The organism is Rhodococcus sp. NPDC055112 (assembly GCF_053607505.1).
Genome location: NZ_JBSGTR010000090.1, coordinates 1 through 15468 on the forward strand (window position 1 = coordinate 1; position 15468 = coordinate 15468).

Genomic DNA, 15468 nt, shown 5'->3' on the forward strand with positions numbered 1-15468 from the left:
GTTGACGAGTCCTGACACTCGTCAACCACGCACGGGCGGCGGAGCCGCCTAGGCGCGCTGGCTGGAGATGGAGATGATCTCGCCGGTGAGGTACGTCGTGTAGTCGCTGGCGAGCATCGCGATGGTCGCGGCGATCTCCCACACCTCGGCAGCGCGACCGAAGGCCTCACCCTCGGCCAGCTTGTCGAGCAGTTCCTCGCTGGTCACCTTCGCCAGGAACGCGTGGCGGGCGATGGACGGCGCGACGGCGTTGATGCGGACGCCGTACTCGGCGGCCTCGATCGCGCTGCAGCGGGTCAGCGCCATGACGCCTGCCTTGGCCGCGGCGTAGTGCGCCTGCGAGTGCTGCGCGCGCCAGCCGAGCACGGAGGCGTTGTTGACCAGGACGCCGTTGTGCTCGACCGACTTGAAGTAGCGCAGCGCCGCGCGGGTGGCGCGGAAGGTGCTCGTCAGCGTGATGTCGAGGACGCGATCCCACTGCTCGTCGGTCATATCCACGACCGGCGTCTCGCCGCCGAGGCCCGCGTTGTTGACCAGGACGTCGATGCGGCCGAGCTTCTCGGCGGAGCCGGCGATCAGTGCGTCGACCTGCTCGGTGCTCGAGACGTCGCAGACGAACGACTCGACCTGCTGGCCACCGAACTCGGCCGACAGCTTCTCCACGGTCTCGCCGAGGCGACGCTCGTGGAAGTCCGAGACCAGCACGTCGGCGCCCTCGAGCAGCGCCCGGCGCGCGGTGGCGAAGCCGATCCCGGTGCCTGCGGCGGCGGTCACGACGACCTTCTTGCCCTTGAGCAGGTTGTGGCCCTCGATCTCGGCGGGGGCGACTGCCAGGGGGGACTTGAGGGAAGTGGTCACGGTCGAGCCTCTCGGGGAAGTCCGAGCACCCGCTCGGCGATGATGTTTCGTTGGATTTCGTTCGAGCCGCCGTAGATGGTGTCGGCCCGGCTGAACAGGAACAGCCGCTGCTGGTCGCTCAGGTCGGCGTCCGCGCCGAACGGCCCGTTGCCCGCCAGCAGCGAGTCCGCGCCTGCGACCTCCATCGCGAGCTCACCGAGACCGCGGTGCCAGTTGGCCCACAACAGCTTGGCCACCGAGGCCTCGCCGCCCTGTGCGCTGGCGTCGACCGCGGACAGGGTGCGCATGGCGTGCGCGCGCATCACCTGCAGGCCCATCCAGGCGCGGGTGAGCTTGTCCTTGATGACGGGGTCGGACGCCGCGCCGTTGCGCTCGGCGAGCTCGACGATCTCCGACAGTTCCTTGGCGAAGCCGACCTGCTGGCCGAGCGTGGAGATGCCGCGCTCGAAGGTGAGGGTGCCCATCGCGACCGACCAGCCCTGGCCGACCTCGCCGACCACCAGGTCGGCGTCGGTGCGGGCGTCGTCGAAGAACACCTCATTGAACTCAGAGGTGCCGGTGAGCTGCAGGATCGGCCGCACCTCTATGCCCGGCTGGTCCATCGGCACAAGGAGGTAGGACAGGCCCTTGTGGCGCTGCGAGCCTGGCTCGGTCCGCGCGACCACGAAGCACCACTGCGCGACGTGCGCGAGCGACGTCCACACCTTCTGCCCGTTGATCCGCCACTGGTCGCCGTCGAGGCGCGCCGAGGTGGAGACCGCCGCGAGGTCGGAGCCCGCGCCCGGCTCGGAGTAGCCCTGGCACCACAGTTCGGAGACCGTGTTGATGCCGGGCAAGAAGCGCCGCTTCTGCTCCTCGGTACCGAACGCGATCAGCGTCGGCCCGAGCAGCTCCTCACCGAGGTGGCTCACCCGCGCGGGTGCGCCCGAGCGTGCGTACTCCTCATGGAAGATCACCTGCTGGCTCAGCGTCGCGCCCTTGCCGCCGTACTCGGTCGGCCAGCCCAGGCAGGTCCACCCGGCGGCCGCCAGATGGCGGTCCCACGCGAGTCGCTCCTCGAAGGCCTCGTGCTCACGTCCGGGTCCGCCGAGCCCACGCAGACCGGCGAACTCACCGGTGAGATTGTCGGCCAACCACTCACGGACGGTCGCGGCGAACTGCTCGTCGTCTTTGGCTGTCCCCAGCCCCTGGCTTACATCCACCCCGGTAGGATAACCTACCAAGCACTTGCTTTGTAGAGGAGTCCAGTGACCAGTGATGTGAATACCACCCCCGCGGCCCTCGCGAGGGCGGCTCGCGAGTTCGGGGATGCCGAGGCCATCGCCGACGGCGAGGTCCGGATCAGCTACGCGGACCTCCTCGACCGCGTCCGGACCACGGCAAGGGCACTGATCGCCCGCGGCATCGAGCCCGGCGATCGGATCGCGATCTGGTCGCCGAACACCCACCACTGGGTGATCGCCGCACTCGCCGCGCACTACGCGGGCGCCGTGGTCGTCCCGATCAACACCCGCTACACCGGCAGCGAGACGCTCGACCTCATCGTCCGGACCAAGGCCGCGGGCCTCTTCGTGGTCGGCCCCTTCCTCGGCACCGACCGCTTCGCCGAACTGGCCAAGGCCGCGGCTCCTGGCGACCTCGACGGCCTGCACACCGTGATCCGGATCCCGTTCGACGCCGCGGACCCGATCGAGGGCGTGATCGACTGGAGCGAGCTCGACGCGCTCGCCGAAACGGTCCCTGCCGAGCAGGCGGACGCCCGCGCGCAGGCTGTCGGCCCCGACGACCTCGCGGACATCCTGTTCACCTCCGGGACCACCGGCAAGAGCAAGGGCGTGATGACCGCGCACCGGCAGACGATCGGCGTCGCGCGGGCCTGGGGCGAATGCGCGGAGGTGACGGCGGCAGACCGCTACCTGATCATCAACCCGTTCTTCCACACCTTTGGGTACAAGGCGGGCTTCCTGGTCTGCATCCTCAACGGCGCGACCATCGTCCCGATGGCGATCTTCGACGTCCCCAAGGTCATGGCGAAGATCGCCGAGGAGAAGATCAGCATCCTCCCCGGCGCCCCGACGATCCATCAGTCGATCCTCGACTTCCCCACCCGCGACGACTACGACCTGTCGAGCCTGCGCGTCGCCATCACAGGCGCCGCGGCCGTTCCCGTCACCCTGGTCGAGCGGCTCCAGTCCGAGCTGAGCTACGACGCGGTACTCACCGCGTACGGCCAGACCGAGGCCGTCGTGGTGACCATGTGCCGCACCGACGACGACCCGGTCACCGTCTCGACCACCTCCGGTCGGGCCGTGCCCGGCATGGAGGTCCGGATCGGCGACCACGGCGAGATCCTGGTCCGCGGCGACAACATCATGCTGGGATACCTCGACGACGCGGAGGCCACCGCGGCGACCATCGACAAGGACGGCTGGCTGCACACCGGCGATGTCGGCGTCATGGACGAGCGCGGCTACATCGACATCACCGACCGGCTCAAGGACATGTACATCTCGGGCGGCTTCAACGTCTATCCCGCCGAGATCGAGAACACCCTCGCCCGGATCGACGCGCTCGCCGAGTCGGCCGTCATCGGGGTGCCGGACGAGCGGATGGGCGAGGTCGGCCGCGCCTATGTCGTCGCCAAGCCCGGCCGCACCATCACCGCCGAGGACGTGCTCGCGTTCTGCAAGGAGCACCTGGCCAACTTCAAGATCCCGCGCTCGGTCCTCGTCGTCGGATCGCTCCCGCGCAACCCGTCCGGCAAGGTCCTCAAGAACGATCTCCGGGAGGGCAAGTCGTGAGTGTGCCCGACGAGGGTGACGTCGTCACCTATGAGGTGCGCGGACGGGTCGCGATCGTGACCATGAACCGCCCCGGCTACCGCAACGCCCAGAACTCGGTGATGACCTACGCCCTCGACGCCGCCTTCCTGCGTGCCGTCGAGGACCCCGAGGTGGGCGCGATCGTGCTGGCGGGCAACGGCGATCACTTCAGCGCAGGCCATGACATCGGCACGCCCGGCCGCGACCACCACGTGTCCTACGACAACAAGGCCGTCATGTGGTGGGACCACGTGGACAAGCCCGGCGGTGACCAGCGGTACGCCCGCGAGATGGAGGTCTACCTCGGGATGTGCCGTCGGTGGCGCGAGCTGCCGAAGCCGACCATTGCGATGGTCCAGGGCGCCTGCATCGCCGGCGGGCTGATGCTGTCCTGGGTCTGCGACCTGATCGTCGCCTCCGACGACGCCTTCTTCGCCGATCCCGTTGTCCGGATGGGCATTCCCGGCGTCGAGTACTTCGCACACCCGTGGGTGCTCGGCACCCGCGGCGCGAAGGAGATCCTCTACACCGGCGACCGCTTCTCCGCCCAGCGGGCGTACGAGTGGGGCATGGTCAGCCGGGTGGTCCCCCGCGCCGACCTCGAGGCGACCGCGATCGAGATGGCGGACAAGATCGCCGCGATGCCGCAGTTCGGCCTGGCCCTGACCAAGAGGGCAGTCAACCAGTGCGAGGACCTGATGGGTATCCGCGCGGGCATGGATTCCGTGTTCGGGCTGCACCATTTCGCGCACGCACACAATGCCGAGGTCGGCTTGGGCCCCCTCGGCGGCATGGACGCCACAGCAATGAAGCGCGGCGCAGCCGCGGCGATGAAGAAGGCTGGAGAAGAATAGTGGATCTCGAATTCGACGACGCCACAGTCGCATTCCGCGACGAAGTGCGCGCGTTCCTCAAGGCGAACGTCCCCGCCGAGCCGCTGCCGCACATGGACACGGCGGAGGGCTTCGAGGCACACCGGCAGTGGGAGCGCACCCTCGCGGACGCGCGCCTGTCGGTGGTGTCCTGGCCGGCCGAGTACGGCGGCCGCGACGCCACCCTCGAGCAGTGGGTCATCTTCGAGGAGGAGTACTACCGCTCCGGCGCGCCCGGTCGGGTCTCCCAGAACGGCATCTTCCTGCTGGCACCCACGCTCTTCGAGCATGCCAAGCCCGAGCAGCTGGCGCGGATCATGCCGCGGATGGCCCGCGCCGACGACATCTGGGCCCAGGCCTGGTCCGAGCCCGAGTCCGGCTCCGACCTGGCCAGCCTGCGCGCCACCGCCACCAAGGTCGACGGCGGCTGGCTGCTCAACGGTCAGAAGACCTGGAGCTCCCGCGCCGCGTTCGCGGACTGGGGATTCGGCCTGTTCCGGTCCGACCCGGAGGCCCAGCGCCACAAGGGCATCACATACTACATGTTCGACCTGCGGTCGAAGGGCGTCACCGTCCGTCCGATCGACCAGCTCGACGGCCTGCCCGGCTTCGCCGAGGTGTTCCTCGAGGACGTCTTCGTGCCCGACGACCCGGCGAACCCCGCGGAGTCCGGCGTGATCGGCACCGTGAACGAGGGCTGGCGGGTCGCGATGAGCACCGCGAGCAACGAGCGTGGCCTGTCGCTGCGCTCCCCCGGCCGCTTCCTCGCCGCCACCGACCGGCTCGTGCAGCTGTGGAAGGCGAACGGCGAGCAGTCGGACACCGCGCTGCGCGACCGCGTCGTCGACGCGTGGATCGGGTCGCGCGCCTACGAGCTGAGCACGTGGGGCACCGTCACCCGGCTCGCTAACGGCGGCCAGCTCGGCGCCGAGTCCTCCATCAACAAGGTGTTCTGGTCCGAGTGGGACGTGGCCACCCACGAGACCGCGCTCGACCTGCTCGGCCCCGAGGCCGAGCTCGCCGACACCGCGTGGACGGACGGCTACCTGTTCTCCCTCTCCGGTCCGATCTACGCCGGCACCAACGAGATCCAGAAGAATGTCATCGCCGAGCGGCTGCTCGGCCTACCTAAGGCGGACCGATGAGATTCGCACTCGACTCCTCCCACACCGACTTCGCGGACAGCATCGACTCGCTGCTCGCCAAGTCCGACATGCCCGCCGTGATCCGGTCATGGAACGCGGGTGACACCGCGCCCGGCCTCAAGGTGTGGCAGCGCCTGGCCGAGACCGGCGTCAACGGCCTGATCATCGACGAGGCGCACGACGGCCTCGGCGCGGACGCCATCGACCTGGTCGTCGCGGTCGAGCAGCTGGGCAGGCACGCTGTGCCGGGTCCGGTCGCCGAGACCATCGCCGTCGCACCGGTACTGCTCGCGGGCGCGGCGCCGGACCGGCTGTCCGCGCTCGCCGAGGGCGCGCTGGCCACCGTCGCGGCCCCGCCGCGGGTGCCGTTCGCCGTCGACGCGAACGCCGTCGAGCTGACCCTGCTCGCGCAGGGAGACTCGGTGTCCACCGCCACCGTCGGCGAGCAGCACGGGTCCGTCGACCAGGCCAGGAAGCTGTTCTCCGTCACCGCCGCCGAGACGCTCGGCAACGCGGATACCGAGCGCGCCTTCGACATGGGCGCGCTCGCCACCGCCGCCCAGCTGCTCGGACTCGGCCGCACCATGCTCGAGATCAGCACCGAATACGCCAAGCAGCGCAAGCAGTTCGGCAAGGCCATCGGCAGCCAGCAGTCGATCAAGCACCACCTGGCGAACGTCGCGATCGGCCTCGAGATGGCGCGCCCGCTGCTGCACGGCGCCGCACTGTCGGTTCGGGACGGCTCGGCCGACGCCCGGCGCGACATCTCCGCGGCCAAGGTCGCGTGTGGCGACGCCGCGTACCGCGCATCGCGGATCGCACTGCAGGTGCACGGCGCCATCGGGTACACCCAGGAACACGACCTGTCCCTGTGGCTGACCAAGACCCGGGCACTGCTGACCGCGTGGGGCACCCCGTCGGTGCACCGCGCCCGAGTGATGGAGGCGCTGTGAGCCAGGTGGCGGCGGTAGGCGCATTCGACGAGGAGCAGCTCGAGCTCCGCAAGACCGTGCGGGCGCTGCTCGCCAAGCACTCCGATCCCGGTGCGGTCCGCCGCGCCACGGAGACCGAGCAGGGCTACGACACCGCGCTGTGGGAGATGCTCTGCCAGCAGGTCGGCGTCGCCGCGCTCGCGATCCCCGAGGAGTTCGGCGGCATCGGCGCGTCGGCGGTCGAGACGCACCTGGTGCTCGAGGAACTCGGCCGCACGCTCGCCCCGACACCGATGCTCGGTTCGGTGGTGCTCGGCGCGCAGGCGATCCTGGCCAGCGGCGACACCGAGGCCTGCGAGCGACTGCTGCCCGGGATCGCGGAGGGCACCGCCGTCGCGGCGCTGTGCTGGACCGGCGCCGACGGCAGCTGGGACACCGAGTCGGTCGACGTGGTGGCCACGGCGACCGGTGACGGGTACTCGCTCGCCGGCGCGAGCCACTTCGTGCTGGACGGCTCGTACGCGGACGTGCTCGTCGTCGCCGCCGCGATCGACGGCGCCGTGGCGCTGTTCGAGGTCGATCCCGCACAGGAGTCGGTCAGCCGCCGCAGGCTGCCGACGATGGACCCGACCCGGACCCTGTCGGTCGTGGAGTTCGACGGCGCCTCTGCTCGTCTGCTCACCGCAGACGGCTCGGCGGCCCTGGAGCGGGTGCGCGAGATCGCCTGCGTCGCACTGTCCGCCGAGCAGATCGGTGCGGCCGCGCAGTCGCTCGACCTCACCGTCGAGTACAGCAAGTCCCGCGTGCAGTTCGGTCGTCCGATCGGCAGCTTCCAGGCCCTCAAGCACCGGATGGCGGACCTGTACTTCCTCGTGGAGACGGCCCGTTCGGCGTCCTACGGCGCGGTCCGCTCGCTCGTCGACGGCGCACCGACCGCGGCAACGGATGCCGCGGTTGCCAAGGTGTACTGCTCGGAGGCCCTGCAGTCGGTCGCTGCGGACAGCATCCAGCTGCACGGCGGCATCGCGATCACCTGGGAGCACGACGCCCAGCTGTACTTCAAGCGCGCACACGGCAGCGCCCAGCTCTTCGGCCAGCCGCGCGGGTACCTGAAGTCGCTGGAGTCGGCCGCGGGCCTGCCCGCCTGATCCCAAGCAGTGAGCTCGAAGGCCGGCCCGGATTCCCCGGGCCGGCCTTCTGCATGTCGGGACGATATCGTCCGAATTCCGAACCTCGCGGGATCGACTGTGAGAAGCTCCGCGCATGGCGCCCCGATCGCTCGAAGACCTCAGCTCGCTCGAGGACCTCCGGCAGCTCAAGTACCGGTATTTCCGCGCGCTGGACCTGAAGCGGTGGGACGAGTTCGCGGACACCCTCTCCGAGGGCATCGTCGCGCACTACGGCACGCACGCGCTCGCCGAACCGCTCGTCTTCCATGGCCGTGACGCCGTCGCCGGGTTCATGCGCGAAGCGCTCGGTCCGGCGATCACGACAGTGCACATCGCCAACCATCCGGAGATCTCGGTCGACGGATCGGACGCCTCCGGCTCGTGGAACTTCGAGGACACGGTGATCGTGCCCGCCGCCAACAGGCTGATCCGCGGCGCCGGCTACTACACCGACCGGTATCACCGTGACGACGACGGGCGCTGGCGGATCGCGGAGACCTCGTACGAGCGGATCTACGAGTCGATCATCTCCCTCGACGACGTCCCGAGCTTCCAGTTCCTCTCGCACATGTGGGCCACTCCCCCGGCGGCGAGCTCCTGACCCGGGACCGGCTCATCGAACGCCGACTACCAGCGGACCGGCATCTTCTCGAGGCCGGTCACGAAGTTCGCCGGCCGGCGCGGTAGCGGCAGGTCGCTCGCCAGTTCCATGTTCGGGATCCGCTCGAGCAACCGCTCGAACATCAGCCTGCCCTCGAGTCGGGCCAGCTGGTTGCCCAGGCAGAAGTGGGACCCGAAACCGAAGGCCACGTGAGGATTCGGATTCCGGGAAGCCTCGAACCGCGCCGGATTCTCGAACACCGACTCGTCGAAGTTCGCGGACTCGAACAGCAGCAGCATCTTCTCGCCCGCGCGCAGCCGCGTGCCGTGGAACTCCACGTCGCGGGTCACTGTGCGGCACATGTTCTTCACCGGTGACACCCAGCGCACCATCTCCTCGAGCGCCTGCGGGATCAGAGATCGGTCGGCGACGAGCTGGTCCCGCTGCTCGGTGTGGCGCATCAGCTGCTCCATGCCGCCGCTGAGCACGTGACGGGTGGTCTCGTCACCGCCGACCAGGATCAGCAGGGTCTCGGCCACGATGTCCTCGTCCGTGAGCCGGCGGCCGTCGATCTCGGCGTGCACCAGCACGCTGGTCAGGTCCTCTGTCGGTTCGCGGCGGCGCTGTTCGATCGTGCGCATGGTGAACTCGACGAAGGACACGTACGCCGCCATCATCTTCGACAGCATCTCCTCGGAGGCATTGCTGCCCTGGGCCTCCACCAGGTCGTCGCTCCACCGCAGGAACATCTCCCGTTCCTTGGGCCTGACGCCGAGCATGTCGCCGATCACCGCCATCGGCAGCGGCGCGGCGAGATCCCGGACGAAATCGCACTCGCCCCTGTCGATCACCGCGTCGATCAGCTCGTCGCAGATCCGTCCGATGCCGCCGATCTTGGCCTCGACCTGCTTCCGGGTGAAGCCGGCGTTGACCAGCTTGCGCCGGTGCAGATGCTCGGGGTCGTCCATGTCGATCATGTGCGGCAGCGGCCCCACCTCCGGCCGAATCCCCCCGGCGTTGGAGAACAGGCCCGCGTCCCGCTCGGCGTCGATCACCGCGGCATAGCTCGCGGCGCCCGGTGTGCCGTCTCGGTCCCGGAACACCGGCTCGTTGGCGCGCATCCAGGCGTAGGCCTCCCGCGGGTCGCCGCGATCACCCGCATAGAACCGTCCATCCACCAGTTCGATGTCGGGTCGCATGCCATCCACTCCCTCGCTCAGCCGTTCTCCGAACCTGCTCGCACCGGGTGAATCGAGCCTATTCCTGCCTGCGGGATCGCATATCCAAATCGCCGTGGCGGTGGTAGAACAGGTTGCACAACGGAGGGAGTCGCGGTGGACGCGAACGGCACGGGCGCTGTGCGGGGCAAGTCGATCCTGGTGACGGGAGGCGGCAGCGGAATCGGCCTCGGCGTCGCCTCCCTGCTGGCCGGTTCCGGCGCCCACGTGACCATCTGCGGACGCACCGAGGAGAAGCTGATCAAGGCGGCCGCGTCGGTCACGCCCGCGCACGACGGATCGATCACCCATCACGCCGCCGATGTCACCGACGAGGACGCGGTTGTCGACGCGGTCGCGGCCGCCGCGGCGGTGACCGGTCGCCTCGACGGGGTGGTGGCCTGCGCGGGCGGCAACGAGACCATCGCCCCGGTGACCCAGATCGATGTCGATGCCTGGCGCCGCACCGTGGAACTCAACATCACCGGCACGATGCTCACGCTCAAGCACTCCGCCCGCGAGCTGGTCCGCGGCGGGGGCGGATCGTTCGTCGCGATCTCCTCCATCGCGAGCAGCAACACCCACCGCTGGTTCGGCGCGTACGGCGTCTCGAAGTCCGGCGTCGACCATCTCGTCCAGCTCGGCGCCGACGAGCTGGGTGCCAGCAACGTCAGGGTGAACTGCATCCGGCCCGGACTCACCCGCACCGATCTGGTCGCCCTCATCACCGAGGGCGGGCCGCTGCTCGAGGACTACCAGGCGTGTACTCCCCTGCCCCGCATCGGCGAACCGGAGGACATCGCGGCGCTGGCCCGGTTCCTGCTCGGCGACGAGTCCACCTGGATCACCGGCCAGATCATCAACGTCGACGGCGGCCAGATGCTGCGCCGCGGACCCGATTTCAGCTCGATGCTCGAGCAGGTCTACGGCGTCGACGGCCTGCGCGGCGTGGTGACGCAGTGACCTCCCCCCGCGCCACCTCCCATGAGGTCCTCGGCAAGCGCGTCGAGATGCCGGTGCAGATCCGGCAGGCGACGGCGTTCATGGCCATGTACTCGGTCCCGACCGCCCCCGCCCAGGCGCTGATCGAGCACACCGGGCTGGAGATCCTCCGCTATCGCCCCGGTCGCGGACTGTGCGTGCTGGTGTTCGTCGACTACGTGGACGGAGACCTGGGTCCCTACAACGAGTTCGGTGTCTGCTTCATGGTCCGCAACCATCGCGACACCGGCAAGACCTCCGTCGTCTCGGACCTCAGGTCACTGGCGACGGGCAAGGCGGGCGCGCTGATCCATCAGCTGCCCGTCGACGGCGAGTTCACGATGGCCGCCGGTCGCGGGATCTGGGGATTCCCCAAGATGCTGGCGGAGTTCGATGCCGATCACGCGAGCCCGGCCAAGCGGGCGTCGGTCAGCCAGGACGGCAAGCTCATCGCCGAGCTGCGCATCAAACCGGGCCTCGCAGTACCCGGCTCGGGAGCGGGCGCCGCGGTGGAGGCCTATTCGCATCTCGACGGAGTCACCAGGCACACCCAGTGGGACATGAACCCATCCGGCGTCCGCTCCCGGCTCGGTGGTGCGGACCTGACGTTGGGCACCCATCCCATCGCCGACGAGCTGCGCTCGCTCGGCCTGCCGCGCCGCGCACTGTTCACCTCGTCGATTCCCGATCTGAAGATGACCTTCGGAGACGCGCGGGTGGTGTGAAGGGCCCACCGACCGGCACAAACCGACGTCGGTCAGCCCAGGACGATCAGGGCCGCGATCGCCGGGCCGAAGGCCCCACCGAGCTGGTAGCAGAGATTGAACAGACCGATCGTGGTGGGGCGCTGGGACTCCGGCGCGGCAGCGGTGGCGTAGACCGCCAGCGTGGCCTGACCGGCGGTGGTGGCAAAGACCGCCAGGGTTGCCGCCACCAGGAGCAGCGGCGCCCACGGGGTCATGGCCGCGGTGAGCGGCGCCAGTACCGCGGCGATGATCAGCACGGTGAGGACCCGGGAACGGCCGATCCGCACCGCCGCGGCGGCCAGCACGAGTGACAGCGCGGAGCCGGTCAGCAGGGCCACGAGCTGTCCGGCACCGATTTCGGCCGTTGACCATTCGGTCCGATCCCGCAGCAGCTGCGGGATCGTGAACAGCAGCGCGAAATACGACGTCGCGATTGCGCACGCGAGAAGGGTCGAGCCGACGAACACCGGGCTGCGCAGCAGCGCGGTGGGCACGAAGCCGTAGGGGCGCCTGCGGATATGGGCCGCGAGCACGGCCCCCATCACGATCGCGGCGGCCACCGCAGGGGCCGGGTAGCGGGGCACGAGGACGAGGGCGGACACCGCGGACACGAGAAGGACGGCGCCCCGGCCATCGAACGGCGCGGTGGCTTCGGGGACGGCGTCCTGGCGGCGCCGAATCACCGCCGGAATGGCCAGCAGCGCGACGAGCGAGATCGCGAGCGCCGCGCGCCAGGATGCCGCCTCCGTGATCAGCGAGCCGACCAGCGGCCCCATCGCCCCGAGGATTCCGAAGCCCGCGGTGATCGCCCCCATCCGGCGTGCCGTGCCCGCGAGGGTCATCGCCACGGTCACCAGCCCCGCGCCCCCGACCGCCTGAGCCGCGCGGCCTGCCATCGCCAGCGGCAGCCAGGGCGCGACCGCGACGAGCGCGGTGCCCGCCACGATCAGGGCGCCACCCACCCCGAGCGTCAGGCGCGGTCCGCGGCGGCGGAGCAGGGTGGCCATCAGCGGGGTCCCGACCGCCATCGCCCAGGCGAAGACGGTGACGAGCCAGGTCACCGTCGCCGTTGAGACCCCGAACGAATCGGCCATCTCCGGAAGGATCAGGACCGGACTGTTGGCGCTCGCGGCGATCGGACTCGCCAGCAGCGCAAGCCAGAGCGCTGAGATCTGGTGCGGCCCAGCGGTGCGGGACTCGTCGGGTAGTGCGCGGGTGAGCTGTGTCATGACCGGCTCCTGGGTTCGAGGGCGGGCGCTTCGGGTGGCTGCCACGACATCGCCGCCAACATCGCTCAACCTTGATTCTCTTAACGTTGAGATAAAAACAGACGGCTCTCTTTGCGTCAAGTATCTTTATGTTGAGATAAATTCTGGAGGGAGCGACATGAGCGACGCGGTGGACGCGATCCTCGACCAGTGGGCGACCGAGCGCCCCGACCTGGTCGACGACTTCTGGCCGGTCCAACTGCTCGCGCGAGCCCAGCGACTGACGCGGCTGGTGGACAAGTCGGCCAAGGCCACCGCCGCTCAACATGGCCTCGAGGCAGGCGAGTTCGACGTTCTGGTCACCCTGCAGCGATCGGGGCCGCCGTACGCACTCACCGCGGGCGCCTTCATCAAGGCCTCGATGGTGACCTCCGGCGCGATCACCAACCGCACCGACCGGATGGAGGCCAAGGGACTGGTCGAACGCGTACGGGACGGCGACGACCGGCGCACCGTCAAGATCCGGCTCACCGAGCGCGGACAGGAACTGGGGCGAGCCGTGATCGTCGACCACTTCGCGAACTACGCGCGACTGCTGGCCGACGTTGATCGGGACATCGTCGACGAGACCGCCGACGGGCTCCGGCGCGTCCTCGAGTCGCTCGGCGACACCGCCATCGAATGATCCGTGCCCGCCCCCTCGACACCGAGACCTGACACCACCGGAAAACCGAGGAAGACAACTCCGCCGAAAGCCCTTGCCAACGGGGCCGCCGTGGTGTGAGCTGTCGCCTGGACACTTGACCAACACGGTGCCCGCTTCCCCCGAAAGGATCCCAGTGGTCTCGATCAGTCGACGTAGCGTGCTCGCAGGAGTCGCTGCCACTCCGGCGCTGGCCGCCCTCGGCGCCGGCCGCGCCACAGCCGCGCCGCGCACCACCGAACACGCGCGAACCGCGCCCGCCAAGGGCGGCTTCCGCGTCGGTGTCGGCCTGTCCGACGTGACCGGCCCCGTCGCCGAGAACGGCATGATGGGCTATTCGAGTTTTGAGCAGCGCACCGAGGGGCTCCATCAGCGCACCCGCGCGCGCGCCTACATATTCGCCGGCGCCGACGACTCCCGGGCCGTCTTCGTCTGCGCCGACACCTGCATGATCTTCCAGTCCGTGCACGACGCCGTCCTCCGCCGGCTGCACGATGCCTTCGGCGACACGTACACCGAGCGCAACGTGATGCTGACCGCCGTGCACTCACACGCGGCCTGCGGCGGGGCGTCGCACGACTACGCCTACAACCTGGCGATCATGGGATTCCAGCAGCAGGTCTTCGACTCCGAGGTCAACGGCATCGTCGAGGCGATCACCGCCGCACACAAGACCCTTGCCCCCGGCTCCATCGCCTACGGCCGCAGCGAGCTCACCGACGCCAGCGTCAACCGGTCGCGCGTGGCCTTCGACCGGAATCCGCAACGCGACAAGGACTACTATCCGCTCGGGATCGATACGTCAATGCGAACCCTGCGGATCACTCAGGGCGGCAAGGACATCGGCGCCATCAACTGGTTCGCCACCCATGGCGCGTCGCTGACAAACGAGAACCACCTCGTCTCGGGCGACAACAAGGGCGCCGCGGCGTACTTCTGGGAGCACGACATCGCGGGCGTCCGCTACCTGGACGGCAGCCCCGACTTCGTTGCGTCCTTCCCGCAGACCAACTCCGGCGACATGTCGCCCAACCTGCACCTCAAGCCCGGCAAGGGCCCGACCGATGACGAGTTCGAGAACACCCGGATAATCGGCGAGCGCCAGGTCGCCGCAGCCCGCAAGGCCTTTGCCGACGCCGACCCGATGACCTCGACCACCGTCGACAGCCGGGTGATGTACCTCGACATGGCCAACCAGGTCGTCGACGGCCGCTTCACCCCCGACGGACAGCAGCGTCGCACCTCGCCCGCCTGCGTCGGCGCCGCGATGAGCGCGGGCAGCACCGAGGACGGCCCCGCGCTCCCGATTTTCCCCGAGGGCTCTCCCAACCCGCTGGTCGATGCGCTCGGCGGGATGAACACCACGTGGCCGAACTGGCTGGCCGACGCCCAGGCACCCAAAATCGTCCTGGTCCCCGTCGGCCTGCTCCCGCCGGACGGCTGGGTGCCCCACGTGCTGAAGATCCAGATCATCCGGATCGGCGACATCTACGTGGTCGGCGGACCCGCGGAGTACACGATCGTCTCCGGCCTCCGGATCCGGCGTACCGTCGCCGAGGAACTCGGCGTGCCACTGGAGAACGTGATCTTCCAGGGTTATGCGAACGCCTACTCGAGCTACTGCACGACGCCCGAGGAGTACGACTCCCAGCAGTACGAGGGCGGCTCGACCCTGTTCGGCCGCAACACCCTTCCCGCCTACCAGCAAGGCTACGCGCAGCTCGCGGTCGCCCTCCGCACCGGAGGCGAGGTCCCGCGCGGACCGGCACCCCGCGACATGTCGGGGTTCCAGCCGAACTTTGTCGCGGGCGTCACCTTCGACGAACCCACGCCGGGACGCGCGTTCGGTGACGTCCTGGTCCAGCCGAAGCCGCGGGCCGCGGCAGGCGAGCAGGTGGTCGCCGAGTTCGTGACCGGCCACCCGAAGAACAATCTCCGCCACGGTGCGACCTTCCTGGAGGTACAGCGCCAGGAGGGCGGACGCTGGGTGCGGCATGCCGACGACGGCGACTGGTCCACCAAGTACCACTGGCGGCGTGAGGGTTCGAACGCCTCCGTCGCCCGGATCACCTGGGACGTACCGGAGGGCACGCCCGCCGGTCGCTACCGGATCCAGCACTTCGGCGACCAGAAGGCCCGCGACGGCAAGATCTCCGAGTTCACTGGCACCTCCGCGGAGTTCACCGTCTGACACGCGCTCGCCCGCCTCGAAGC

At 69.4% G+C, this 15468-nt stretch carries 14 protein-coding genes; 10 read left to right on the forward strand and 4 right to left on the reverse strand.

Going from position 1 to position 15468, the window contains the following annotated elements:
* Positions 1-48: 48 nt before the first annotated feature.
* Both ACWFRB_RS25140 and ACWFRB_RS25145 read right to left on the reverse strand, forming a co-directional pair.
* Positions 49-858 carry an SDR family oxidoreductase gene (locus ACWFRB_RS25140; RefSeq protein WP_452643945.1) on the reverse strand — a complete coding sequence of 270 codons (810 nt, stop codon included), beginning with the start codon at positions 856-858 and terminating at the stop codon, positions 49-51.
* Positions 855-2060: an acyl-CoA dehydrogenase family protein gene (locus ACWFRB_RS25145; RefSeq protein ID WP_097214294.1), complete on the reverse strand. Its 1206-nt coding sequence runs from the start codon at positions 2058-2060 to the stop codon at positions 855-857. Before ACWFRB_RS25145 ends, ACWFRB_RS25140 begins: the two co-directional genes overlap by 4 nt.
* Before the next feature lie 45 nt (positions 2061-2105).
* On the opposite strand from ACWFRB_RS25145, the gene ACWFRB_RS25150 reads away from it, so the two are divergent.
* The 6 genes from ACWFRB_RS25150 (at position 2106) to ACWFRB_RS25175 (ending at position 8399) form a co-directional block, all read left to right on the forward strand.
* The gene (locus ACWFRB_RS25150; protein WP_452643946.1) at positions 2106-3659 is read left to right on the forward strand and encodes a FadD3 family acyl-CoA ligase; all 1554 of its coding nucleotides are present in this window, start codon (positions 2106-2108) and stop codon (positions 3657-3659) included.
* On the forward strand, positions 3656-4534 hold the full coding sequence (locus ACWFRB_RS25155) for an enoyl-CoA hydratase (protein ID WP_452643947.1): 879 nt from the start codon (positions 3656-3658) through the stop codon (positions 4532-4534). Before ACWFRB_RS25150 ends, ACWFRB_RS25155 begins: the two co-directional genes overlap by 4 nt.
* On the forward strand, positions 4534-5697 hold the full coding sequence (locus tag ACWFRB_RS25160) for an acyl-CoA dehydrogenase family protein (protein WP_452643948.1): 1164 nt from the start codon (positions 4534-4536) through the stop codon (positions 5695-5697). Before ACWFRB_RS25155 ends, ACWFRB_RS25160 begins: the two co-directional genes overlap by 1 nt.
* The gene (locus ACWFRB_RS25165; protein WP_452643949.1) at positions 5694-6650 is read left to right on the forward strand and encodes an acyl-CoA dehydrogenase family protein; all 957 of its coding nucleotides are present in this window, start codon (positions 5694-5696) and stop codon (positions 6648-6650) included. Before ACWFRB_RS25160 ends, ACWFRB_RS25165 begins: the two co-directional genes overlap by 4 nt.
* Complete coding sequence (locus tag ACWFRB_RS25170) at positions 6647-7777, forward strand: acyl-CoA dehydrogenase family protein (protein ID WP_452643950.1); 1131 nt, start codon at positions 6647-6649, stop codon at positions 7775-7777. Before ACWFRB_RS25165 ends, ACWFRB_RS25170 begins: the two co-directional genes overlap by 4 nt.
* Before the next feature lie 115 nt (positions 7778-7892).
* Positions 7893-8399, forward strand: coding sequence for a nuclear transport factor 2 family protein (locus ACWFRB_RS25175; protein ID WP_452643951.1), 507 nt, complete (start codon positions 7893-7895; stop codon positions 8397-8399).
* Between the two features lie 26 nt (positions 8400-8425).
* On the opposite strand, the gene ACWFRB_RS25180 is transcribed toward ACWFRB_RS25175, so the two are convergent.
* Positions 8426-9598 (reverse strand): cytochrome P450, encoded by a 1173-nt coding sequence (locus ACWFRB_RS25180; RefSeq protein ID WP_452643952.1) that lies wholly within the window; start codon positions 9596-9598, stop codon positions 8426-8428.
* A 135-nt stretch (positions 9599-9733) separates the two neighbouring features.
* On the opposite strand from ACWFRB_RS25180, the gene ACWFRB_RS25185 reads away from it, so the two are divergent.
* Together ACWFRB_RS25185 and ACWFRB_RS25190 are read left to right on the forward strand one after the other, a co-directional pair.
* Positions 9734-10579: an SDR family oxidoreductase gene (locus tag ACWFRB_RS25185; RefSeq protein WP_452643953.1), complete on the forward strand. Its 846-nt coding sequence runs from the start codon at positions 9734-9736 to the stop codon at positions 10577-10579.
* Between the two features lie 47 nt (positions 10580-10626).
* On the forward strand, positions 10627-11322 hold the full coding sequence (locus tag ACWFRB_RS25190) for an acetoacetate decarboxylase family protein (protein WP_452643957.1): 696 nt from the start codon (positions 10627-10629) through the stop codon (positions 11320-11322).
* Between the two features lie 32 nt (positions 11323-11354).
* Here ACWFRB_RS25190 and ACWFRB_RS25195 read toward each other — a convergent pair whose 3' ends face one another.
* Positions 11355-12572 carry an MFS transporter gene (locus ACWFRB_RS25195; RefSeq protein ID WP_452643954.1) on the reverse strand — a complete coding sequence of 406 codons (1218 nt, stop codon included), beginning with the start codon at positions 12570-12572 and terminating at the stop codon, positions 11355-11357.
* Between the two features lie 157 nt (positions 12573-12729).
* Here ACWFRB_RS25195 and ACWFRB_RS25200 point away from each other — a divergent pair, with 157 nt between their 5' ends.
* Both ACWFRB_RS25200 and ACWFRB_RS25205 read left to right on the forward strand, forming a co-directional pair.
* On the forward strand, positions 12730-13236 hold the full coding sequence (locus ACWFRB_RS25200; protein ID WP_452643955.1) for a MarR family winged helix-turn-helix transcriptional regulator: 507 nt from the start codon (positions 12730-12732) through the stop codon (positions 13234-13236).
* Between the two features lie 154 nt (positions 13237-13390).
* Positions 13391-15445 (forward strand): neutral/alkaline ceramidase, encoded by a 2055-nt coding sequence (locus tag ACWFRB_RS25205; protein ID WP_452643956.1) that lies wholly within the window; start codon positions 13391-13393, stop codon positions 15443-15445.
* Positions 15446-15468: the final 23 nt, after the last annotated feature.

What these genes read in the sequence shown, in the direction of transcription:
- ACWFRB_RS25165 (WP_452643949.1), top strand. Translation starts at nt 5,694, where the DNA reads ATGAGATTCGCACTCGACTCCTCCCACACCGACTTCGCGGACAGCATC.
- ACWFRB_RS25180 (WP_452643952.1), bottom strand. Translation starts at nt 9,598, where the DNA reads ATGCGACCCGACATCGAACTGGTGGATGGACGGTTCTATGCGGGTGAT.
- ACWFRB_RS25175 (WP_452643951.1), top strand. Translation starts at nt 7,893, where the DNA reads ATGGCGCCCCGATCGCTCGAAGACCTCAGCTCGCTCGAGGACCTCCGG.
- ACWFRB_RS25200 (WP_452643955.1), top strand. Translation starts at nt 12,730, where the DNA reads ATGAGCGACGCGGTGGACGCGATCCTCGACCAGTGGGCGACCGAGCGC.
- ACWFRB_RS25195 (WP_452643954.1), bottom strand. Translation starts at nt 12,572, where the DNA reads ATGACACAGCTCACCCGCGCACTACCCGACGAGTCCCGCACCGCTGGG.
- ACWFRB_RS25190 (WP_452643957.1), top strand. Translation starts at nt 10,627, where the DNA reads ATGCCGGTGCAGATCCGGCAGGCGACGGCGTTCATGGCCATGTACTCG.